The following is a 21,298-nucleotide window of genomic DNA, read 5'->3' on the forward strand; positions in this document are numbered from 1 at the left end:
CGTATTGACCATAATATGTATACAACATCAAAAATAACTAGCAATCCAAGATGGCAAACAATTAAATTAAGCACTTTTCTCTTATTAAAACCAATTTCCAAAAAAGTTTCTCCTTTCAAGTTATAACATTTTATTCAACGAACAAAGATCGCGTGTATCTTGCTCGTATATTCCTTTTTGAACTTTCTTACCTATCTACATCTAAATAAAAGCAACTTTCACATTTCATCCTATAAAGGGTAATAAATATACGATCAAGCATCGTGTATCACGATTTTCATCACATCATTATGTAACTGATTTATTGAATGTTTTATAATAATAAGATTTAACGCAAAAATCAGTGCATTGCTAAAGGCGTGTATTCGAATAAGTGAAAAGTAACTTCTACTCTAACACCACCACTGTATAAAAAGACAGGCGTTATGGATATACCTAAACCACTGAATTCAACATCTAGCCAGTTCTTACAAAAGTTTACCGCTTTTATACGAGTACGAGGGCTTAGCTATGCAACAGAAAAAACATATCTACACTGGGTGAAGCGATTCATTTTATTTAATCAATACCGTTCGATGGAAGAAATCAGTACTAACGATATCGCCAGTTTTCTCGAACACCTTACGTTGAAACTTGATGTTACTGTCAACACACAAAAAACCGCGCTTAATGCATTAGTCTTTCTTTGTCGGGAATATTTACAGCAAGATACCGCTCAGTTGAAGTTTAAACGTTCAAAAAAACCATCTAAATTACCCACCGTATTTACTCATCAAGAAGCTACTGAGGTTATTAATCACATTCCCTACCCGTTCAAACTTGCAACGCAATTAATGTATGGCAGTGGGTTGCGCTTAAATGAAGCACTTAGATTAAGGGTTGAAGATATCGACCTCGAAAATAGTGCATTAACGGTAAGAAGTGGTAAAGGCGATAAAGATCGACAAAGTTTACTTCCTCGCTCATTGCATGATGCGCTGAAAGCTCAAATCAAAAAGGTTCAGCTTCTTCATAATGAAGATTTAAGGAATGGTTTTGGTGATGTATACATGCCAAATGCTATTGCGCGTAAATACCCTGCACGGAGTAAAAGTCTAGGATGGCAATATTTATTTCCGGCTAACAAGCTAAGCATTGATCCTCGTTCCGATAGAAAAATGCGACACCACGTGATGGATAGAACACTTCAAGGCTATGTACGAAAAGCGCTACTGCAAACAAGCATCGTCAAAAAAGCAGGATGCCATACTTTCAGGCATTCTTTCGCGACACTATTACTTGAAGCAGGAACCGACCTTCGAAATATTCAGGAATTACTCGGGCATACCGATATAAAAACAACGCAAATTTATACCCATGTAGCGGGTGTACATCATAGCGGTGTAATCAGCCCATTAGACCGATAATTTTCCATGCTACCGCCCATAAAGTATAGAAAACCAGACTCATCACGTTTAGTTGCACAATTTCACATACCATAACAAATATGTATGTAACGACCTATCAAACATTATGGTAAACAGCAAAAATCATTAAGTAGATCAATGTATTGGTTATAACAGCGCACATTTTTGATGGTATATAAACCAAAAAGCCCATTATCTAAATGCGTTAACATTGATAATGGGCTTTAAATACGCAGTGTTTTGATTAATGGGCTACAGCTTTAGCTCCCAGCGTTCAAGTGGATTACTAGGTGTAATGCCCTTTCCTCCCCAACGATCTACGCTATCAATTACCATGATTCGCTCTGGGTTCGGGGCGATTGTTTGCAGCTGCTTACTCACTTTTTTAGAGGTTAACAACCATAGGGTTTCATCTTCATTCATTAGCGTGATAAGTTTTTGCTTATCATTTTCAGTCCACTCAAGCTCTGGCTTTGTAAGACGCTCAACAACAAACAACTGATTACCCGATGCAAAATCCTCTAACTCTTCAGACAGTAAAACAACAGAGTCGATTTCTTTTTCGATAAGTACTTGCTGCTGCTTGTTGATTAACTGACGAACAGCAATCATTAACTGCAGCTGATTTTTCTCGATTATTTTAGCTTGCTCTGGCCAAACACGTTGTAAGTCTTGGCTTACAATCGCGGTCATTCTTGTTAGGTTAGTTGGGTTTAACCAAGCAAATAACGACATACGGCCGTCATCAAGACGCAGTGCAGCGACGCCTTGTGCTCTTGGCGAAATAGCTTGCGATGCATCGATTTCAATTAGCCCGATGTTGCCTTGCCTCGCATGAACATACAATGCATCTTGTGGCCAAATAGCCCCTAGCGTAATTGCCACAGTGGCTTTTTCACCTGCTTTCACTGTTGATGCAGCACCTTTGCCACTAAACCAATTAGGTAAGCGAGAAACACCATAACGCTTGGGCGGCAAATAACGCGTGGTTATTTCTGTGCCTTTGGTTAATTCAGTCGCCAACATATACGTAACGGGCGTTGCCGTTAATATATCGTCTGCTTTCGCAATCGTAGACGTTAAAAGAGTACCTACCGCTAAAAGCGAAACGGTAGTTTTAATAAGACGATTTTTTATTGGAATGTTAAACACGTTAAGTTATCCCTTACGAATAATGCGGTAACAGGTTGCAATTAAAAAGAAGAAAGCCGACACAATAATAATTGCCGCACCAGAAGGAACAGGCAGTTTTAATTCCATCGGCAATACAGTACCGATTAAGCAACTTATCGTGGCTAATAAAGCAGACATCAATACGAAACTGCCCATGTTTTTCGTTAACAATCGTGCCGTTGCTCCGGGAATCAATAGCAGAGCACCCACTAATACAGCACCCACAATTTTGACAGAAGCAATGGTCACTAATGTAATCATCATAACAAACAGGTAGTCATAAAAGTTAGTGGCATACCCACGTACTCGGGCAATATCGGGGCTAATGCAAGTCAATAATATGCGATTAAAAGTCGGGATTAATACCAAGACGATTAGTGCACAACTCACGGCTAATATCAGCAAGTCATAATCTGTCACGGTGAGTATTGAACCAAACAATACGTTTTCAAGCATGTGGATATTAATTTTTCGTGCCACATACATCAGTAATGCTGCGCCTACCGCTAATGCTAACGCCAAAAAAACACCGACAAGGGTATCGTAGGGCACATTGGTGCGGTTTCGTACGAAATGCAGTAACAGAGCGAAGATCATACAAAAGCAAAATAAGCCAATAATAGGATTTTCAGGTGGTTCACCCAGTAATACACCCAAGGCAATACCGGTTAATGCCGCATGCCCTACAGCCTCGGAAAAGAAGGCTAAACGTTTGGCTATAACAAGCGTGCCTAACCCACCAAGCAGCGGGCCCAACAATAAAGCAGCAACAACAGCATTCACCATGAATGAATAGGAAAAACTGTCGCTAAGCCAGCCCGCATCAACACCCAGTTGAGCCCATAAACGGATATATTCCATTACGCGACATCCTTCTGGTTTTCTTTTACTGATTCGGGCTCAACCCTTGGTGCAGGCTGAATACTGTAGTGATTGAACAAACGCTCGATTTTCTCTGGCACTAATACTTCAGACACTGAACCACTATCTACTAAGTGGCGATTCACAACATGCACATGCCCATTCAAACGTCGAACAGCACTTACATCGTGATGTACTGCTAGAATCGTTTTGTTCTCTTGCACTAATTCATGGATCAAACCTTCAAGGTAACGCACACCTTGTTCATCCATACCGGTTGTTGGTTCATCCAATACCAGTAAATCAGGGCTGTCTAATAACGCTTGAGCGAATAATACGCGTTGTTGCTCACCACCAGAAAGTTGCCCCATACGACGATCGGCACGGCTTGCCATGCCCACACGATCAAGTTGCACTAAGGCATAATCTTGTTCTTTCTTTCGTTTACGCCAGAACAGAGGGTTGCGGCTTTGGTTAAGCAGAATAAAATCCATTACCGTAAAAGGTAAGCTTGATTCAAACGTCGCTTTTTGCGGAACATAACCAATCGTGCCTTTTTGTTCAGCCCAGTCGATTTGAATATCACCACTAAACGGAGTTAGACCAAGAATAGAGCGCAACAATGACGTTTTTCCACCGCCGTTAGGCCCCATTATAACATGGCACTGACCCGCTTGAAGCTGATGGGTAATACCTTGCAAAATCACATTGTCGCCATATTTCAGACCAACCTTGTTTAAACGAATACTTGGACCCACAATCAGTTTCCTTGCTTCGTTGCGACAAATTTCATGGCTTCAACCAATGTTGTTAAATTCTCTTTCATTTCAATGGCAACTTTATCGCTCTCATACTCACCATGCGTCATATGAGAAAAACGATATAGCTGAACACCCGTTGCCTCTTCAATGGTTTCTACATATCGATTTGGCATATTCAATTCGTAGAAAAGAACGTCGATACCGGATGCGCGAATTTTCTCAATAGTACCTTGTAACTGACTTGCACTTGGCTCGACACCATGCGCAGGCTCAATCACTGTCGCGACATCGACACCAAATTCTTGCAGAATATAACCATAGGCATTGTGTGTTGTGGCTACTTTCATACCGGCAGTATCAAGATCTCCCAAGGTCAACATCGCTTCGCGTTTCATCATGCGAAATTGCGTTGCATAAGCTCGGGCATTTTTACGGTATGTACGCGCATTATCTGGGTCAATTTTCGCCAGTTCACTGGCAATGGTGTAAACCTTTTGAATGGTTGTCGAAAGACCAACAAAAGTATGAGGATTAACAGCACCGTCTCCCACCGATTCACCCAATGCAGGCAATAGTGGTACATCTTTATTAGCTTCTATTACGATAAGATCATCACGATTGGCTGCTTTTATCACTTTAAGGGCAAAATCATCATGACCAATACCATTAACAACAATCACATCCATCTGCTTTAAACGGCGTAAGTCATTCGGCTGTGGTAAATAGTTATGCGGGTTAAAGCCAGCATCAACTAATGGCAATACATTCGCTTTATCACCCACAACCGCTTTAACGTAGCTATAGTAAGGCTGAAGTGTAATACCGATGGTCAGCTTTTCGTTGCCTTGATTATTCGAAGAATCCGTAACAGCATTTTGAGTAGAATCTTGCGCATGTACTAGGCTTGCGCCTAAAACGAAAATAACGGTCGTTGCCGCTTTAATAAATTTGGAGATCATGAGTAACTACCGTGTTTCTTAAAAAGAAAAGAACATATGTGACTAACTGAAAACAAAAGCATGTTGTTAATGCGCTTGTTCATCTTGATGGTTCGCTGCATTTGCAAAAACGACCTGCTTCCAACCTGCATTCATTAACCACACTTTGTCTAATTGACCACCATCAGACATAAAGGGCTTCGCCGTTCTTGAAAGGTTCAGCCAAATATCAGGCTCTGCCTGAGCGGTATGTAGAATGGTCGATACCGTGCCAGAATCCAGTTCAGGAATGCCTTGATAAAATGCAGGTGCTACTTTGCTCCACGCATGTTTGCCTTTTCGTTCCCAGCTTTTATCTTTAATAAAAGGCGCAACCCACAAGGCTTCAAGTTCTGAAATATCAGCCCATATTTCACGGTTTTCAAAATCAACACCATCTTGATAAATATTGCGAATTTCTTCATGTGCTAACCGTAGTTCAGCGATCATCGCTAAGGATTCGGTATCAAGATCTTTAATCGAAATTTGGTAACTTTTTACGGCTTGCTGCGCTATTGCCGCCTGATGATAAGGCAACAACAAAGTCGCAACAGCGAGGATCAATGTAATGGATAACGCTATCCATTTACCCTCTCGACCGCCATCGTCACTGCGTACCGTTTGAATGATCATTTTTCTGAAATCTCGACAACATCTACTTCAACAGGGTTTTCGTGCCCAGCATCAAATACTAAATAGAAATCTGACTCTGGCTTGGTAAATTCAGCAATAGAACGCTTATCCGTCGTCACTTTCGCCACCAAGTTATCATCATAATCATACATGTTGACGTCATAATCGATTGCTTTGCTCCCATCACTATAGCCCGCTTCACAAGCGACTTTGTCGCCTTCAAACCAACATGTCATTAAAGGAAAATGTGCACTTGCCGCAGACGAAAAAAGGACAGATAAAGACAGTGCAGAGAAAGATAAAAGTGACAAACCGATGTGTTTTTTCATGAAAACCTCAACAACGTTATAAACAATCTATTAATCGCTATAACGATTGTTATAAATACGTTTTATATATATACCCAAGCTACCTCAAGATGCAGGATTCAGAGTGATCTCAGCGTATTTAATTCAAGGAAAATGTGTGTAGGAATGACATTCCCTTTCAAACACATTTGACACAGAAGTCGATACGCTGAATCACTCCCGAAGGGCGAGTTTTGTTGGGCTCTATGCGGTGTTACTTATTTTCAACGTAGAACGACTAGGTCTATAAATAAGTGCCTTGCCTAGAGCACAACAAATTCTCGCTGAAACGAGCATCTTGAGGTAACTTGGGTATAAGCTTTGATACAAAATATATAACCTAGCTTGGCGCATCTGTACGCTAGCTAGGTTATAAATAAACAGAGTTACTTCAGCATGGCTTCAAACGTAAAGTGAACATTCACGCTTGCAGTATCTGCTAATGGATTGTTTTTCAGCTCACCTTTATAGTTCGCTTTCATCAAGTAGCGACCTGCAACATCTGGTGTAAAGGTTACTTTTCCTTCGCTATCGCTGATCACATCGATCTGTTCTTGTTGATTACGGTATAACGTACCTTCGCGTGTAATCTCTGCTGTTACACCCTGTTGAGGTTCACCATTGAAGTAAAACTGGAAGCTAACCTCTTCACCTTCAACAATATCTGAAGGGTGTGTAATAGGCAGTAATTCAAGGTACTTGCCATCCATTTCTAATGCTTTGTCAGTTGGCTTACCTACGGTTATGTAACTTTCGGCACGCGTAAAACTAAGTTGAGTAACAACATCGCGTGATTTTTCTGGCAATAATGTATCGCGCTCTGCTTTATTGGCTGGTGCCCATTTCACTGTATCGCGGCGACCTGCTTTATATTGTGTGTAGTAGCTTGGCACATTGTTAATTTGAACTTTGTGTGTGCCTTCTTCTTCAAAATAGAAATCAAAGATTGAGCGACGTTTTCCGCGAATAACAAAGTTAGGACGCTCTTTACGACCATCTGGCATTACAACTTGTGCCGACTCACTACCTGCAGGCTTATCAAACACAAACGTACCGTGTGACGCTGTAACGTCAAACGTTAGCCAATCACCACCTTCTTTAGACACTGTAAAGTGTGATGGCAATACCCAGCGAGGGTGAGCATTCGCAGTTGCAGTAGCCGCTAAACCTGCAACAACAGTACAAGCCATGGTTAACGCTTTAAGCTTTTTATTAGTAAGCATCATGTTTTCTCTGATTCATTAATTTGATAATCACGTAAGCAACTTTTCGAGTCACTTACTTAAATTGCTTGTTAACGCACTTTATAACTAATCGAGACATCGCCAGTTTCTTCTGTTGGCGCAATCTTATGAACAAATGCGGTATCGCTTAATTGCAGCTTCTGACGTAAATAGTTCCTACCACCATGTTCACGAACAACTTCAGCATAAAAGGTATAGTCACCCTGCTCTATACGGTTACCTTGGTCATCTAAACCATCCCATACAAAGCGATATTCACCAGCAGGACGGGTTGCAGATGTAACGGCATCAACCAGTTCACGATCATAACGACCCACTTTTCGCCACCAGCTGCGTAAATCTTTTAGCCACTCGTCTTTACCCACCCATAACTCAACAGTTCGTACTGATTTACGGTTCGCATCTTCAATCCATACAGCAACGTATGGTCGGGCGTACATGGCGGTATCTATTTTAGGAAGCTCAAACTCAACCTCTATCTTTGCATTTTCAGGAATAGGGGCTGCGTGTAAAACAAGAGGAAATACCAAAGCAAGTGCAGCCACTAACTGGCTTTTTTTTATTCTTTGAGGAAAAACAGATGACATAACAAACCTTTAAAGTCAGTACCAAATTACGTTTTTTGATATTAAGGAACAGCAACAAAGAAAATCAGCAACGATATGATTGAGCCAAATAACGTCCATTTAATGGCGGTATTGAACGTCTTCTTCTTTGGCACAAGTAAGCACACGCCTGTAAGCACAAAAAGCACCATCAATAACGCGGTAATATCGATAAACCACTTCCACACATCACCGCTATTTCGCCCCTTATGAAGGTCGTTAAGAACGGCAACCAATCCATAATGTGATTTCTCGACAACCGCCTCTCTTGCTAACATGTCGATAAATACAGCAACGTTATAACCTGGCCCTTTATAGTCCATAGAGATCTCACCTTCGATCAGCTCTCCATCTTCTATTTCAGTGAAAACTTGCAGCGCAGAGGGCTTACCAGATAGCTGAGCATGCTTAGTTAGGTAGTCAACAATCGCAGATTCATTAGGTACAAATGGACCTTTTACCGACTGGAATAAATCAGCAGGCAATGAAAGTACCTGTTCACTACTATCAGGTTCACTTTTCACGAAAATTTCAGGACGATTTAGCGTTATTCCTGTCACAGAGAAAAACAGCACAACTAATAGCAAAGCCATCGAAATGTAAATGTGTAGGCGACGAGCCCAAACCTGAACGGCTTTATTTTTTAACATCGTTTTATTATTTGATGACATGTAAACAGCTGCATCGTGACGTTGTATATTGAGTGCACACAACTTAATTGATAATCGTTTTCATTGGCATTCAATTTACATTATTTACTTTGGCGAAAAATAGCGGTCAAACGTCATTGTGGCTAGGAAGGCATAAAGGCGGAAAAGTGATCAGAAACGCGGAAAGACGTCTAGAAGCCTAAAAGCTCTAACTTCTAAAAATAATTTGTTCAAAAACATAAAGTTAAAAATTAGAAGCGATGAATAAAATTGAAGGGAGTGCTGACGACTACGCTTTTAGGGCAAAAACGAGCGAAGAAAGGCGGAAATTATGAGTTATGACCAGTTGGATAACCACCAGCCAAAATTGTAAGAACAGGATAAAAGCTAGCATGAGTAGCTAGCTTATCTTTGTGTAAGTTAGATCTAGAGCTATCACAAGATCTAGAGCTATCATCCTAAGTCGTTTCTGGACAATTTCGTGTCAGAGCTTCCGCTCTAAGTCTTCGCTTCGAATAATCTCTGGTATTGCAAACTACCAGAGATCATCACCTACATCGGGAACTGCGAAGCTTGCTTTCGGGAAATTCCGAGCATCAATATTGCAAGCAATCCACTTTGAAAATGCAAAAATGGCGATTACTTATCCATGTTCGCCATTTTTGGTGTGATTTCAAAGTGAAGAAAGCCCACAGAATTGTAAAAGAGGGCTTAATTTTTATTAGATAGTCTAAGAAGTGATCTCTAAACGATTACCTTCGGGGTCAAGTACCACACTTTCATAGTAACCATCCCCTGTTTTGCGTGGGCCATCTAGAATTTCAAATCCGTCTTGTTTAAATCTTGCTGTCATTTCATTTACTTTATCTTCTGAACCAACTGAAAACGCAAGGTGAATCAAACCTGTATATTGCTGGTAGATGTCATCTTTAGACTCTGGAATCGAGTCCATTTTCATTAGTTCAATGCGTGCTCCATCGTTAAAACTTAAAAAATACGATGAGAACCCTTTAGAGTTAACGTACTTATCGTTGGAGGTTGCATTGAAGTAAGTCTGGTAGAAAGATTTCATAGCTTCGAGATCTTTAGTCCAGATGGCGATATGTTCGATTTTCATTTTGTATTCTCAGTAAAAGTAATTAGTTGAATAACTGGCTGATTTTTATCTAAACATGGTGGATATGTAGATCAGTATGCTGAAACTTTATAGTTTTTTCGGAGCTGGCGTTTGTGATCAGAATGGCGATTTTTTCGGTCTCAATAACTCGGTGGCGTGAGCGCATGTTTAGCTTGTCTTCAGAAGCGAGTACAACTATTCGCTCCGAATTGTGCGCCATGGCTTTCTTAACCGCTGATTCATCAAGATTTAATGCTGATAAGCCAAATTCTGTATCTAGTCCACATGAACCCAAAATACAAAGATCTGCATGGCAATTTCGCAGTGCATCGACAGTAACAGCACCAGTGCTGATCCCTCCTGATGGGGCAATTTTGCCGCCAATCAAGTAAGTTTCGATTTCTTTTTCCATAGCGATTGCAGCGATCAATGGAGAAGGCGTGATGATTAACCCTGTGAACTGGCGTGGCAACATTTGAGCTAGTCCAAGGGCCGAAGTTCCACCATCAAAGAAGATGGTCTCAGAATTATTTAATAGCCCCATGATGTAGTTGTCTTTACGTAGCCAATTGGCAGTTTCTTTGACTCGTTTCACCATAGGCGGTACAGGGGAAGTGGTGGGAACAGCCCCTCCTTTTACTCGTTTGAGTAAGCCTTCCGCCTCTAGCGCAATGAAATCTCGTCTAATTGTATCAATAGAAACTGCCAATTCTTGTGCAATATCTTTGGCGACTAAAGTTGTGTTTTGCAGCAAACGTTCAACAAGCAAACGTTGGCGAGTATCAGGGTTATTGAGGTCTAAGTTGTGAGAAGGCATTACCAACCTTATCTGTTCAGTTGAGTTGAGTTGAGTTGGCACAATAATACATTGCAGACTGGTGCAATTCAATGCGTTATTTTGCTGTATTTTGCACTCAAAGCGTAAGGCTTTGATTGGTCTATTATTTATTGGGACTTGGGTGTGAGTAAGTGTGTTGGTGACATCATTTCCAGCACGCTATAGGGCGCAAGCGCCTTAGTGCAATCGTTCAAGCAGCGCAAAACCATTCAGATCGAATCTGCTGGTCAAGAACTTCGATTTTGCAGGCTTTTGGGAGGAAGTGAGCTTCACGGATAGCCGTTCAAACATTAGCAAATGTATTTCAAAACCAGATGAATAGCTTATGAATGAGTTTTTACGTTAACACAGAAAGGGGCAAGAACGTGTCAGACAGGTTGTCGCTGACACGTCTCAGGACAGAAACGAGTTAGTGCACCTACCCTAAATATAACTATTCGCATTATCTGAGATAGGGGTAATGATAATTTCTAGCATATGGACATTATTTTTCTATTGTAAACCCATTCTTATAAGGGATACATTTTTAGGCAATAGAGGTCGATGGTGCATATTCGCTTACAGGTTCAGAACGCTATTGATTTGCCATGACATTTTCTTTCTGTAAACATTTAAATTATAGCGTTCTAAAAATAATTTCTCATTTCAAATATGGAATTTAAAACCATTGAAAATAACATATCCTCTTCAATGATTTTGTAAATCAGCCTAAACAAATTAACTTACATGTTAAATCTTTTAAGTCTGATTGGCGTTTTTATATGACAACGTCATTTCATAAAAACATTCATCAATTGTGATACAACCGAAAATCAATACTCAATTTAACAAATACAATATCATCAAACTCATAATACAAGGCCATAAAAATGGAAATAGTTGAACGTTTTATAAATTATACAACAATAAATACGGCAACAAACAACAAGAATGGAGCACAAGGTATTTTACCCTCATCTTCAGGTCAATTTGAGTTAGCCAAACTTATCGCTAAAGAATTAGCTGAAATTGGACTAATTGAAATTGATTTACAGAAAAACGCTATTCTAACGGCGACTCTCCCGGCAAATATTAACGAAGATGTCCCCATCGTTTCATTTTTTGCCCACCTTGATACAAGTGAAGAACAAACCGCAGACACAAAAGCGAAGATTGTCAATTATGAAGGTGGCGACATTATTCTAAGCAAAGATCAAGGTATTACACTTAAACAAAGTGATTTCCCCGAACTTAAAAACTATCAAGGACAACAAATAATTACAACTGATGGTACTAGTTTACTTGGTGCTGATGATAAAGCTGCAATTGCTGCCATTTTAAATACTTTACAGACTTTAACCGAAAATCCAGAAATTAAACACGGGACAGTGAAAGTCGCATTCTTACCGGATGAAGAGCAAGGTTTACTTGGAGCAAAAGCATTTGATGTATCATCATTTGGGGCTAATTTCGGCTACACTCTCGACTGCTGTGGCATCGGTGATTTTGTATATGAAAACTGGAATGCAGGAAGTGCCGTAATAACCTTTACCGGACAGTCGGCCCACCCGATGTCAGCCAAAGGAAAACTGAAGAATTCACTATTGATGGCACATAAGTTTATTTCCATGCTACCGGGTGGTGAAGCACCTGAATATACCGATGGCCGCGAAGGGTATTACTGGGTCAAGCAACTCAATGGGAATAGTGCTCAAACAACCCTAAAACTTGATATTCGTGATTTTTCCAAAAGTAATTATGCGCAACGTAAAGATTTTCTATGCAAACTTGCTAATAATTTCGCTTTATTATGGGGAAAGCAATCCATCGGTATCACAATTTCTGACAGCTACGAAAATGTAGCCAATAGCCTCAAAGGAGATGCACGCTTCCCTATTGATATTGCTTTAGAAGCTTATCGTCGAAATGGGATAAAGCCTAATCTTATACCTATGCGAGGTGGATATGACGGTGCGGTACTGTCGGAGAAAGGTTTACCTTGTCCGAATATATTTACAGGAGCACACAATTTCCACTCTATTTATGAATACCTTCCCGTCAGTTCATTAAAAGCAGCTAGTAATGTTATCTTAGAGGTAATTAAAATAACTTCAGAAAAAACCATTCAAACTAATGAATAAACCTCACCGAATAATCCAATAAAAATCAAAACCACCATTAAACCCATAGGGTTTCACATACAATATCAAGCATGAATAAGTTAATATTTATTCATGCTCCCATATTGCAAGATGCGATTTTTAGCCGTCTTCATAAAAGTGTGACTTGCTTCTTAGATATAAAATTAAAACTCGGTGATTATGTATGCAATCAATTTAACATTATAACTTCAGAGGTCTATTTCGACAGAGTGATGTGGCTGCTTATATAAACATTTGTCTATGTAATTTGAATTTCAATATAATTCATTTTAGTTAATTTCGCCTTTAAAATAACCACACCACTAAATATTAAGTCACTACACCGTAAAATAGCTAACGTAATTTAATTGCGTCGGTAGGTGTTATATTTCTTGATAAGGTGATTGTTAGATCACCTTGCTAACATATTATTTAGCCAATAGTAAGGTGGGGCAATGTTTATAAACAAGAGTGAAGTAATCACTATTTCAAAAGACATGATTGATTATCGCCAACAGTTTCATTCATATCCTGAGGTAGGCTTCAAGGAAATTGAAACAGCCAATACAATTCAATCGTTTTTAAGAGAACTAAACATTTCATTTAAAATAGGCTATGCCACAACTGGTATTGTTGCCACAATTAATGGTGTCAATCCAGGCCGTGAAATTTGCTTACGTTGTGATATGGATGCATTGCACATCGACGAAAAAACCAACCTTCCTTATGCTTCGAAAAATGCTGGTGTAATGCACGCCTGTGGACACGATGGTCACATGGCAATGATGCTTGGTGTGGCAAGATACCTCTCTAAGCACAATGATTTTTCAGGTAAGGTTCACTTGCTTTTCCAACCAGCAGAGGAAAGTTACGGCGGAGCCAAATATGTTATTAATAATGGCTTTTTTCAGGATTTCCCAAAAATTGAGGCAATCTACGGATTACATAACTGGCCCAAAGTTCCATTATGTACACTAGCAAGTGCAACTGGTGCCCTTATGGCTTGTAGCGACACATGGGAAATAAAAGTTACCGGCTCTGGTGGACATGGAGCCATGCCTCACGAAGTTACTGACCCCATGCTTGCTACATCCAACATCATTATGAACCTACAAAGTATCGTTAGCCGAAACATTCACTGTGCCCGTGCCGGTGTGGTTTCAGTTGGTTACATGAATGCAGGTAAGTTCGAATCACCGAATATTATTCCGGCGGAAGTACAACTTCGTGGTACTGCTCGCGCATACGAGCCAGAAGTCCGTGATTTGATTGAGCGTAGAATTGGCGAAATTGCCGCTTCATCAGCACAAGTTCATGGCTGTGATGTTGAATATAATTATATCCGCCGTTACCCAGCAGTATATAACCCTACCTCTCAGTTTGACGTGATTTCACAAGCCGCCAAAAATACAGTGGGTGAAGAACGTTTTAATGGTGCTGTTACGCCTGTCGGCGGTGCTGAAGATTTTTCCTTTTATTTAGAGCAGATCCCCGGTGCTTTTATGTTCATTGGTAACGGTGATAGTGATGCTCTTCATACTCCGGGCTATGACTTCAATAATGAGCTTATTCCAGTAGGCATTGAGTACTTTCTAAATGTTGTGAAAGTCGAATTAGGGTAATTCTAATTCTTTTCACTTACTAAATCTGGCTTTGAAATAATCAAGGCAAGTAACCATCGCAAAATATATTAATAAAAATATGGTGACTCAAAATGACTGAAATATTAGCTCTAATTGTCGTGTTCTGTACCGTCTCAGCCATGGTCAAAGGCTATGAGACACGTTTAGTTCTTATTACTGCAGGCTTACTAATGGGTTTAATTGCATTAGACCCATTAGGTGGATTTGATGCTTTTGCAAAACGTATGACATCAGGTAGCTTAATTCAATCGATCTGCTCCGTTATGGGCTTTGCGTTTGTGATGAAATATACCAAATGTGATTTGCACCTTGTTCGTTTACTATCCTCTAAAATAGACAAGGTGAAATTACTCATTATTCCTGCCGGTACCATGATCACATTTGGGGTTAATATCGCACTACCAAGTGCAGCAGGATCTGCTGCTGCTGCGGGAGCGGCGATTATACCCGTAATGATCAGAGCGGGGGTATCACCCGCCGTTGCTGCTGCAGCTGTCATCGGTGGTACATTTGGATCCATGCTCAACCCAGGTATGGCACATAACCCATTTATTGGTGATATGGCAGGTATATCGTCTATGGATGTGGTTTTAAATCATCAACTACCAACCATCATTGCAATGCTGCTAGGAGCGATTATTCTAACCATTATTGCCGTAGTTAAAAAGGAACACACTGGCTATAGCATTGAGGGAGAAGAAACCAAAATTGAGGATGTTAAAGTTAATCTCCTTTGGGCTTTAGCGCCTATTGTTCCGATTGTGATTTTACTTCTTGGTGCGACTATCATTCCTGCAATGAAAATGGGTGTACCACAAGCGATGTTATTCGGTGTGTTATACACCTTCGCTGTAACTCGAGCTAACCCTGCAGAAGTCACAAAATCGTTTTTCTCTGGTATGGGTGAAGCCTTCGCTAACGTATTTGGAATCATCATTGCCGCAGCTGTATTTGTATTCGGTCTAAAAGCGACAGGATTAGTAGATGCTGGTATTGGCTTTCTAACTAGCTACCCTGAATTAGCAAAATTATTAGGCCCAGCAGGCACTTCAGCACTAGCAATACTCACAGGATCGGGAGATGCAGCTGCATTTGCCTTTAATGAAGCAATCACACCCAATGCTGCAGATTTTGGTCTAAATATCCCAGACATGGGTTCAGCAACAGTACTAGCTGGTTGCTTTGGCCGAGCGATGTCACCGGTTGCTGGAGCGACTATCGTTGCTGCCGCAATTGCGGGCGTTAGCCCTTTGGAAGCAGCAAAACGGCAATGGCCAGGTATGCTTAGCGCTTTAGTTGTGACGGTATTTATTATGCTGTAACCAATTGATTACAAGTTTATTAAATAGTGTGCCCTTTTTTCGTTGATTATGAATGCGCCTGTTTTCGTACATTCATTAAAACTAAAAAACTCAATCAACGAGAAATAGGGCTTTGAAATTAAATTAGCCTCATATTCTCTATTTCATAATTACTCAATCTGGTCATATCGCGAATTTTCTGTCGCTAGGATGAACTACATGGACTCAACAGAACTTCTAAACATTTTTAATTGCATTGGCACTTATGGCGAGACAAATAATGGGATGTACCGTCTAGCGTATTCGGATGCTGATAATGATACTCATGATTATCTATTCAACTTGCTCGTTGAGAAAGGATATGATGTCCGAACTGACGCTATGGGCAATATATTCGCCGAAATTCCATCCTCTGAACCAAACGCTAAAATCGTCGCTACAGGTTCACATTTAGATACCGTCCATTGTGGTGGTAAATATGATGGCACTGTTGGCGTAATAGCCGGACTCTTTGCTCTAGAAAAGCTCAAAACATGCAAATTAAAGCACACAGTGCAGTTGATCATCTTCCGTGCAGAGGAATCTTCACGTTTCGGCTTTTCCTGCATGGCCAGCAAGGCTCTAACGGGCAATGCTGATATTAAAAAATGGCTAGAAAATACTGATTCAAATGGCATGAACTTTTTTGATGCCTCTGGAACATCACCCCGAGATATCGAAAACGCCAAGTTAGACAATGAGCACTACAAATCGTTTATAGAAGTCCATATAGAGCAAGGGAATATACTTGAAAGTTACGGTCTGCATGTGGGGATTGTATCGGCCATTGCTGCCCCTACCCGTTTTTGTATTACCGTGAAAGGACATGCAGATCATTCAGGAGCAACTCCAATGGATTTACGCTCTGATGCTCTGTGTGCTGCAGCTCGTATTATTAATGACATTAATCATGAGGCCTATATTCGTAAAGATGAAGGTACGGTAGGAACGGTGGGTAAACTTGACGTGTATCCTAATTCGATGAATGTTGTTCCCGGAGAGGTAGAATTTACTGTTGATATACGCGGCATTGACAAAGACAGTGTCGATGCTGTTATTAAACATATGTACTACTCAATTGAGGAAGCAACCCAAATTCACCACGTAAAGTTTAACGTTGTCGAACTATGTAATGATTTGCCCGTCAATCTAGATCGTTCTGTATTTCAAACATTAGTCAACGCAGCAGAAGATGAAAAAATTCCTTATCATGAAATGAATAGCGGTGCTGGACACGATGCAATGTACATGTCAAAAATCATCCCTACGTCTATGATATTTATACCATCCAAAGGCGGTATATCTCATCATCCAGAAGAGTACAGTGAATTTGATGATGTCATCCTTGCGGGTCAAATTTTGGCTAACGCAATGGAAAAAATGGCCAATTAATTATTATTGTCTACGAGCAGCTTCACCTATAAACATAACGATAAGTATGACAATTTCAAATGAGCTTTATCTATTCAATCGGATACCGTAACAAAATTTGGGGCAATTGTTAGTTAACTGGAAAGACGAACTTTAATCGAAAATTTACCCCGCAAAATATAAGTAACCACGATGATCCCAACAGCATCCAAAAAGCTCAATTCAGGTAAAACTGGATGAATACTTGATACCAGACCATTCCACGCAACAATGAGAATCACTGAATTGAGGATTATATTGATGCTCATGACAATAAGGCTCGTCATACCTAACGCTATCAACGCCTCTTTAATTTTCATCTTTGCCTCACTTAGTCTTTAGCTCAAACATGTAACAGTTGACCGCTTTCACTTCTACACTCGCCGTAACCCTTCTAGGCACTTCACCTGTTTCAACAGTTGTTGCCAAAAGTCATCAATGGTTTCTCGTGCATCATCGTCATCAACAAATGAGTACGAGAACTGAACCTTCGACGGTTTAAACCCACCACAGCAAGTCTGATGTACACATAATTGAAATGCGCATTGAAGACTCAATAAATCAGACTGCTTAGGTAATGAGTACATAAAACGGCGGGTCTCCTCACCTCGAGAAAAAGCTATTGTCAGAGCTAACAATCGAAAACTATACCAATGAGTTATGAGCGTACTTTGGCTGACATAAAGCCCGTACTCATGCATCACAAGCGTTAACTCGAAACCAGCAGGTACTCTTAGCTCATGCTCAAGATTTAAAATATTGGGTATGTCCATCCTATCCCCTCCTCGAATTTGCTATTTTTCAAATCGAAGCAATACTGTATAAATACACAGTATAGAGCTAATTTCTGAGGTTGGAACAAAATGGCTAGATATCACAACCATCAAATCAAACTAACACCAAGATATATTGAGGCGATTCACGAACTATTAGAAGCCGAACTCGAGATGATGCAAGAGCAAGATAAAGACTATAGCGAATGCTGGACTTGGGGGATTTGTACGGTAAGGAACATGGCTAAACCCAAGCACCTTCACTTTGAGTTTGGTGATGAAGACTTTAGACCTGCCGGAATGAAAAGTAATACCTGTGTAAGAGAAGATTGTTGATACCACCCTGCTTGATGGTGCTGAAATAATGATGAACATATATGAGTACAAGACCTTCACTCACCTTAGCAAGAAGCGGCTTGAGAATTTAATTCCAGGTCTTCTTACCAAAGGCTGGCATCAAGATAGCAGCATTTATATAGATGATTTTGGCTTCTTTTCTATAGACCTACATATCGAACAAAAGTGCGTACTGTTCATCGATATCGAAGGTGTACTAATACCTAATAACGAATCGTTAAGACTGTACAATTTTCAACAATACAATGAGAGGAAATTTGATGCGATTAAGCTAGACAAAAGATGCGTTCAACCGTTAATTCAGTTCTTAGACCATACAGGGGTTGTTATCGCAGTGCATTCTCGTTGGCGGCATACGCTAATGACGTTCAACGATATTAAATCACTATTCACTCGGTATGGTTTTCTAGATAAACACTTTTACAAGCAAGCCATTTGCAAGTTCAGAGGAATAAGCTCAAGCGTCGAGGATGATATCTTCGCTACAGCCATAAAACCTGACATTTCAAACTGGGTTGTTCTTGATGATCGCATGTTGAGTATACCAGCAGAACATTTAATACAAGTGAACGAGAATACAGGCCTTTTGGACAATGATTTACACAAAGCTAAAAACCTTCTCCTTGACGGAATTACTGAACATTATTGCAGGTTATAAATTTCACATACAACAGATCATACATCAGTTGTCGCTACCATCAGGTATCTATTTAAATTCGGAGCTCACATGAAAAATATCGTATTCAATAGTATTAAAACACCAGACGGCACAGTTTTAATTAGCCGACACCAACACGATTATGTCATCTATCTAGATGCCAATGGAGAAACCTATATGGTCGATGGTGGCACAGGCTATTTAAAACGCAATGTTAACAGCGAACCATTTGAGGAGTTATCGATCTACTCTGACGCCCCTCATGATGAAATTAGGCAAGGTTTCTATTGGGGAACACGAGGCAAAGACGGTAATCAACCAGTCGAATTTAAACCGTTAAAAACGCTTGATACCGATCACATTGAGGCCATTATTCAGACTCAAACCAATCAACCTAGCTGGAGGATTGAAATATTCAAAGCAGAATTGGCATTTCGTAAGAAAAGCAGTTAAGCATGTTAACTAAGTTAAAAAATTTGAGGTGCCTTATTGCCTGATATTAGGGGTGATATTTGTAATCGTTCTTTGACGACCAAACTCAAGCTAACGCCGACTTTTTAATAGATAGTGAATATGTAATCTCTAATGAGGGACGATTTGATTTGCATTATGAGGTTGTGATGAAAATAGAAATAATTGCATTGGATTTAGAGGGCACGTTGATATCAAACGCGATAAGCCAGATTCCAAGGCCACACTTGTACGAGTTTCTAGAAGGCTGCAAGGCTATTACTAAGCATGTTGTCATGTTCACTACCGTTCGAGAAGAGAAATTCAGACAGATAGCTCGGCTGTTGGTATCAGAGAGTGTTGCTCCTGATTGGTTTGAAAGAATGGAATACGTGGAATGGGACGGCCACAAGAAAGACCTCTGCTTGATTAATGACTGCAACATTGAATCTACTGTATTGGTTGATGATGTTGAAGCGTATGTTGAAGCTGGCCAAGAGCCGCAGTGGCTTGAGATAGAGCAATTCGCAAGTCCGTACTCTGATAATGACACTGAATTAGTGTCTATGTTACGGCGACTACAAGAGAGTAATTGCACTCAGTAACGCAAAGTGCGCAAGGCACTACAACTAATGTACTAATTACTACTGTAGTGATTACTACATTATCTACAACTCGAAAGTGTATCGATATACGATACATAACTATTGCACTCAAAAGCAACTGTTGAAGATTACTCAATAGTTGATCTCTCTTATAACTGATTAATATTAATAAATATTGTGTTGTGACTTGCTGAGGTGTAGCTATACATGCTTTTGGCTTTTGGCGATGTCTTGTATAGCTGAGACGCAGTTTTGATAGACATGAAATCAACATTCTGTCGATTCTATGTCGCGCAAAATGCCTGGTGTTGATAGACATGAAATCGACATCATGTCGATTCCATGTCGCTGTAACTAAGTACGCATCTACCCAGGAGCAACACACTGTTAAATTAAGGATACATTTACAATGAGTGACAAAAAACGGCGTTGGCCAATTATTGAAGACCTACCTGCTGAGGAGCAAAAAGCATTTGAGCAGTGGCTTATGGGCAGTCAAATGCCGATAAACGAGGATAGAACGAAAGGCTATTATCAGCACGACTATGATGCGTGGAAACGTAGCTTACAACGTAGAGTGTGTGATGACTGAGTTGATATATATGTCGAACATTGCACTAAAAGCTAAGTATGCAAAACATTAAAAACTAAGTACGCATGTACTCATTCATAAAGGCTACCGTACTAGCTTTTATGTCTTATTTACTCTTCATAATGCCAATATGATATTTGTTGGCGTAGTCAGATTTTTTTAAAAACAACTCAACGGTGACATATAGAGGACAGATTTCAATGGAATTGTCCTTTAACTTGTATTTTTCACCCTTAAATTGTCCCTTAACTCTGTTTTTGTCCTTATAGTTGTCCTATAGCGCCGGTGTGTAATCAAGACTTTCTAAGTCATCATTTAAAGTTACATAACTAATTTAGTTAAATAAGCCTCTGCTTTTACGCAATCAAAAGCACGATAGCCATAACCTTCACAAAGTAGTTCATCAGGTAAGTACTCATCATATTTTTCTATCAGCTTTTCATCAACCATTTTCGCCAACTCTGCTTCTGTTGGTAATCCAGTCTTAACAGTACTTTTCAAACATTGGGCTACATCATCAATAGAAGCCATCTCAACCTCTATCACTCCAGCATACGTACCGGCTTTGAAACCACGTTGCAAAAGGATTGCAGATATCGTATTAACAACTTTATCGTAAGCGTCTGGCCAAACACACCTTCATCTAATTTCTGATTTCAGTTATGTTATTTCCAAGTCACATAAAAGGAAATAACAATGAAAAGAACGCGCAACGAAACACAATGGCAGACTCTAATA

At 40.0% G+C, this 21,298-nt stretch carries 24 protein-coding genes; 10 read left to right on the forward strand and 14 right to left on the reverse strand.

Features of this window, described 5'->3' with window-relative positions:
* The first annotated feature begins 425 nt into the window (after positions 1-425).
* Positions 426-1,406, forward strand: coding sequence for an integron integrase (locus C9J12_RS28075; RefSeq protein WP_107246362.1), 981 nt, complete (start codon positions 426-428; stop codon positions 1,404-1,406).
* 252 nt (positions 1,407-1,658) lie between these two features.
* Here the strand turns inward: C9J12_RS28075 and C9J12_RS28080 are convergent, their stop codons facing one another.
* The 11 genes from C9J12_RS28080 to C9J12_RS28130 all read right to left on the reverse strand — a co-directional run bounded on the left by C9J12_RS28080 (position 1,659) and on the right by C9J12_RS28130 (position 10,591).
* Positions 1,659-2,558 carry an ABC transporter substrate-binding protein gene (locus tag C9J12_RS28080; protein ID WP_107246364.1) on the reverse strand — a complete coding sequence of 300 codons (900 nt, stop codon included), beginning with the start codon at positions 2,556-2,558 and terminating at the stop codon, positions 1,659-1,661.
* A 6-nt stretch (positions 2,559-2,564) separates the two neighbouring features.
* Positions 2,565-3,440 (reverse strand): metal ABC transporter permease, encoded by an 876-nt coding sequence (locus C9J12_RS28085; protein WP_107246367.1) that lies wholly within the window; start codon positions 3,438-3,440, stop codon positions 2,565-2,567.
* Positions 3,440-4,201, reverse strand: a complete 762-nt coding sequence (locus tag C9J12_RS28090) for a metal ABC transporter ATP-binding protein (protein ID WP_227876497.1) — start codon at positions 4,199-4,201, stop codon at positions 3,440-3,442. The genes C9J12_RS28085 and C9J12_RS28090 overlap by 1 nt, the downstream gene beginning before the upstream one ends.
* Positions 4,201-5,160, reverse strand: a complete 960-nt coding sequence (locus tag C9J12_RS28095) for a metal ABC transporter solute-binding protein, Zn/Mn family (protein WP_107246373.1) — start codon at positions 5,158-5,160, stop codon at positions 4,201-4,203. Before C9J12_RS28095 ends, C9J12_RS28090 begins: the two co-directional genes overlap by 1 nt.
* A 66-nt stretch (positions 5,161-5,226) precedes the next feature.
* Positions 5,227-5,811 (reverse strand): DUF6162 family protein, encoded by a 585-nt coding sequence (locus C9J12_RS28100; RefSeq protein ID WP_107246375.1) that lies wholly within the window; start codon positions 5,809-5,811, stop codon positions 5,227-5,229.
* Positions 5,808-6,140, reverse strand: coding sequence for a hypothetical protein (locus C9J12_RS28105; protein WP_011221268.1), 333 nt, complete (start codon positions 6,138-6,140; stop codon positions 5,808-5,810). Before C9J12_RS28105 ends, C9J12_RS28100 begins: the two co-directional genes overlap by 4 nt.
* 404 nt (positions 6,141-6,544) lie before the next feature.
* Complete coding sequence (locus C9J12_RS28110) at positions 6,545-7,381, reverse strand: DUF4198 domain-containing protein (protein ID WP_107246411.1); 837 nt, start codon at positions 7,379-7,381, stop codon at positions 6,545-6,547.
* 71 nt (positions 7,382-7,452) lie between these two features.
* Complete coding sequence (locus C9J12_RS28115) at positions 7,453-7,989, reverse strand: DUF2271 domain-containing protein (RefSeq protein ID WP_107246378.1); 537 nt, start codon at positions 7,987-7,989, stop codon at positions 7,453-7,455.
* Positions 7,990-8,030: 41 nt separating this feature from the next.
* Positions 8,031-8,678: a PepSY-associated TM helix domain-containing protein gene (locus tag C9J12_RS28120; RefSeq protein WP_227876495.1), complete on the reverse strand. Its 648-nt coding sequence runs from the start codon at positions 8,676-8,678 to the stop codon at positions 8,031-8,033.
* A gap of 709 nt (positions 8,679-9,387) precedes the next feature.
* Entirely contained in the window at positions 9,388-9,774 is a 387-nt protein-coding gene (locus tag C9J12_RS28125; RefSeq protein ID WP_107246381.1) for a VOC family protein, read from the reverse strand.
* Between the two features lie 49 nt (positions 9,775-9,823).
* Positions 9,824-10,591: a DeoR/GlpR family DNA-binding transcription regulator gene (locus tag C9J12_RS28130; protein ID WP_107246384.1), complete on the reverse strand. Its 768-nt coding sequence runs from the start codon at positions 10,589-10,591 to the stop codon at positions 9,824-9,826.
* Positions 10,592-11,481: 890 nt separating this feature from the next.
* On the opposite strand from C9J12_RS28130, the gene pepT reads away from it, so the two are divergent.
* The 4 genes from pepT (at position 11,482) to C9J12_RS28150 (ending at position 17,107) form a co-directional block, all read left to right on the forward strand.
* Positions 11,482-12,732, forward strand: coding sequence for a peptidase T (gene pepT, locus C9J12_RS28135; RefSeq protein WP_107246387.1), 1,251 nt, complete (start codon positions 11,482-11,484; stop codon positions 12,730-12,732).
* A gap of 455 nt (positions 12,733-13,187) precedes the next feature.
* Complete coding sequence (locus C9J12_RS28140) at positions 13,188-14,354, forward strand: amidohydrolase (RefSeq protein ID WP_107246389.1); 1,167 nt, start codon at positions 13,188-13,190, stop codon at positions 14,352-14,354.
* 92 nt (positions 14,355-14,446) lie between these two features.
* Positions 14,447-15,697 carry a C4-dicarboxylate transporter DcuC gene (gene dcuC, locus C9J12_RS28145; RefSeq protein WP_107246392.1) on the forward strand — a complete coding sequence of 417 codons (1,251 nt, stop codon included), beginning with the start codon at positions 14,447-14,449 and terminating at the stop codon, positions 15,695-15,697.
* A gap of 198 nt (positions 15,698-15,895) precedes the next feature.
* Positions 15,896-17,107: a Zn-dependent hydrolase gene (locus C9J12_RS28150; RefSeq protein WP_107246395.1), complete on the forward strand. Its 1,212-nt coding sequence runs from the start codon at positions 15,896-15,898 to the stop codon at positions 17,105-17,107.
* A 113-nt stretch (positions 17,108-17,220) separates the two neighbouring features.
* On the opposite strand, the gene C9J12_RS28155 is transcribed toward C9J12_RS28150, so the two are convergent.
* Together C9J12_RS28155 and C9J12_RS28160 are read right to left on the reverse strand one after the other, a co-directional pair.
* Entirely contained in the window at positions 17,221-17,445 is a 225-nt protein-coding gene (locus C9J12_RS28155) for a hypothetical protein (RefSeq protein WP_107246398.1), read from the reverse strand.
* 54 nt (positions 17,446-17,499) lie between these two features.
* Positions 17,500-17,898 carry a hypothetical protein gene (locus tag C9J12_RS28160; protein WP_107246401.1) on the reverse strand — a complete coding sequence of 133 codons (399 nt, stop codon included), beginning with the start codon at positions 17,896-17,898 and terminating at the stop codon, positions 17,500-17,502.
* Positions 17,899-17,988: 90 nt separating this feature from the next.
* Here C9J12_RS28160 and C9J12_RS28165 point away from each other — a divergent pair, with 90 nt between their 5' ends.
* The 5 genes from C9J12_RS28165 (at position 17,989) to C9J12_RS28185 (ending at position 20,560) form a co-directional block, all read left to right on the forward strand.
* Positions 17,989-18,234 carry a hypothetical protein gene (locus tag C9J12_RS28165; RefSeq protein WP_107246404.1) on the forward strand — a complete coding sequence of 82 codons (246 nt, stop codon included), beginning with the start codon at positions 17,989-17,991 and terminating at the stop codon, positions 18,232-18,234.
* 28 nt (positions 18,235-18,262) lie between these two features.
* The gene (locus C9J12_RS28170; protein WP_107246406.1) at positions 18,263-18,913 is read left to right on the forward strand and encodes an HAD domain-containing protein; all 651 of its coding nucleotides are present in this window, start codon (positions 18,263-18,265) and stop codon (positions 18,911-18,913) included.
* 69 nt (positions 18,914-18,982) lie between these two features.
* Positions 18,983-19,366 (forward strand): hypothetical protein, encoded by a 384-nt coding sequence (locus C9J12_RS28175; protein ID WP_107246409.1) that lies wholly within the window; start codon positions 18,983-18,985, stop codon positions 19,364-19,366.
* A gap of 167 nt (positions 19,367-19,533) precedes the next feature.
* The gene (locus C9J12_RS28180) at positions 19,534-19,968 is read left to right on the forward strand and encodes an NIF family HAD-type phosphatase (RefSeq protein ID WP_041394164.1); all 435 of its coding nucleotides are present in this window, start codon (positions 19,534-19,536) and stop codon (positions 19,966-19,968) included.
* 409 nt (positions 19,969-20,377) lie between these two features.
* The gene (locus tag C9J12_RS28185; RefSeq protein ID WP_041394162.1) at positions 20,378-20,560 is read left to right on the forward strand and encodes a hypothetical protein; all 183 of its coding nucleotides are present in this window, start codon (positions 20,378-20,380) and stop codon (positions 20,558-20,560) included.
* Between the two features lie 321 nt (positions 20,561-20,881).
* Here C9J12_RS28185 and C9J12_RS28190 read toward each other — a convergent pair whose 3' ends face one another.
* Positions 20,882-21,091, reverse strand: a complete 210-nt coding sequence (locus tag C9J12_RS28190) for a hypothetical protein (protein WP_193944716.1) — start codon at positions 21,089-21,091, stop codon at positions 20,882-20,884.
* Positions 21,092-21,298: the final 207 nt, after the last annotated feature.

It is taken from the genome of Photobacterium frigidiphilum, from assembly GCF_003025615.1.
Classification (GTDB): domain Bacteria; phylum Pseudomonadota; class Gammaproteobacteria; order Enterobacterales; family Vibrionaceae; genus Photobacterium; species Photobacterium frigidiphilum.

Excerpts from the sequence above, each read along its gene's own strand:
- C9J12_RS28150 (WP_107246395.1), top strand. The coding sequence starts at position 15,896 with ATGGACTCAACAGAACTTCTAAACATTTTTAATTGCATTGGCACTTAT.
- C9J12_RS28085 (WP_107246367.1), bottom strand. The coding sequence starts at position 3,440 with ATGGAATATATCCGTTTATGGGCTCAACTGGGTGTTGATGCGGGCTGG.
- C9J12_RS28180 (WP_041394164.1), top strand. The coding sequence starts at position 19,534 with ATGAAAATAGAAATAATTGCATTGGATTTAGAGGGCACGTTGATATCA.
- C9J12_RS28075 (WP_107246362.1), top strand. The coding sequence starts at position 426 with ATGGATATACCTAAACCACTGAATTCAACATCTAGCCAGTTCTTACAA.
- C9J12_RS28175 (WP_107246409.1), top strand. The coding sequence starts at position 18,983 with ATGAAAAATATCGTATTCAATAGTATTAAAACACCAGACGGCACAGTT.
- C9J12_RS28115 (WP_107246378.1), bottom strand. The coding sequence starts at position 7,989 with ATGTCATCTGTTTTTCCTCAAAGAATAAAAAAAAGCCAGTTAGTGGCT.
- C9J12_RS28140 (WP_107246389.1), top strand. The coding sequence starts at position 13,188 with ATGTTTATAAACAAGAGTGAAGTAATCACTATTTCAAAAGACATGATT.
- C9J12_RS28130 (WP_107246384.1), bottom strand. The coding sequence starts at position 10,591 with ATGCCTTCTCACAACTTAGACCTCAATAACCCTGATACTCGCCAACGT.
- C9J12_RS28125 (WP_107246381.1), bottom strand. The coding sequence starts at position 9,774 with ATGAAAATCGAACATATCGCCATCTGGACTAAAGATCTCGAAGCTATG.
- C9J12_RS28170 (WP_107246406.1), top strand. The coding sequence starts at position 18,263 with ATGATGAACATATATGAGTACAAGACCTTCACTCACCTTAGCAAGAAG.
- C9J12_RS28100 (WP_107246375.1), bottom strand. The coding sequence starts at position 5,811 with ATGATCATTCAAACGGTACGCAGTGACGATGGCGGTCGAGAGGGTAAA.
- C9J12_RS28120 (WP_227876495.1), bottom strand. The coding sequence starts at position 8,678 with ATGTCATCAAATAATAAAACGATGTTAAAAAATAAAGCCGTTCAGGTT.
- C9J12_RS28160 (WP_107246401.1), bottom strand. The coding sequence starts at position 17,898 with ATGGACATACCCAATATTTTAAATCTTGAGCATGAGCTAAGAGTACCT.
- C9J12_RS28190 (WP_193944716.1), bottom strand. The coding sequence starts at position 21,091 with ATGGCTTCTATTGATGATGTAGCCCAATGTTTGAAAAGTACTGTTAAG.
- C9J12_RS28095 (WP_107246373.1), bottom strand. The coding sequence starts at position 5,160 with ATGATCTCCAAATTTATTAAAGCGGCAACGACCGTTATTTTCGTTTTA.
- C9J12_RS28110 (WP_107246411.1), bottom strand. The coding sequence starts at position 7,381 with ATGCTTACTAATAAAAAGCTTAAAGCGTTAACCATGGCTTGTACTGTT.
- dcuC (WP_107246392.1), top strand. The coding sequence starts at position 14,447 with ATGACTGAAATATTAGCTCTAATTGTCGTGTTCTGTACCGTCTCAGCC.
- pepT (WP_107246387.1), top strand. The coding sequence starts at position 11,482 with ATGGAAATAGTTGAACGTTTTATAAATTATACAACAATAAATACGGCA.
- C9J12_RS28155 (WP_107246398.1), bottom strand. The coding sequence starts at position 17,445 with ATGAAAATTAAAGAGGCGTTGATAGCGTTAGGTATGACGAGCCTTATT.
- C9J12_RS28105 (WP_011221268.1), bottom strand. The coding sequence starts at position 6,140 with ATGAAAAAACACATCGGTTTGTCACTTTTATCTTTCTCTGCACTGTCT.
- C9J12_RS28165 (WP_107246404.1), top strand. The coding sequence starts at position 17,989 with ATGGCTAGATATCACAACCATCAAATCAAACTAACACCAAGATATATT.
- C9J12_RS28185 (WP_041394162.1), top strand. The coding sequence starts at position 20,378 with ATGAGTGACAAAAAACGGCGTTGGCCAATTATTGAAGACCTACCTGCT.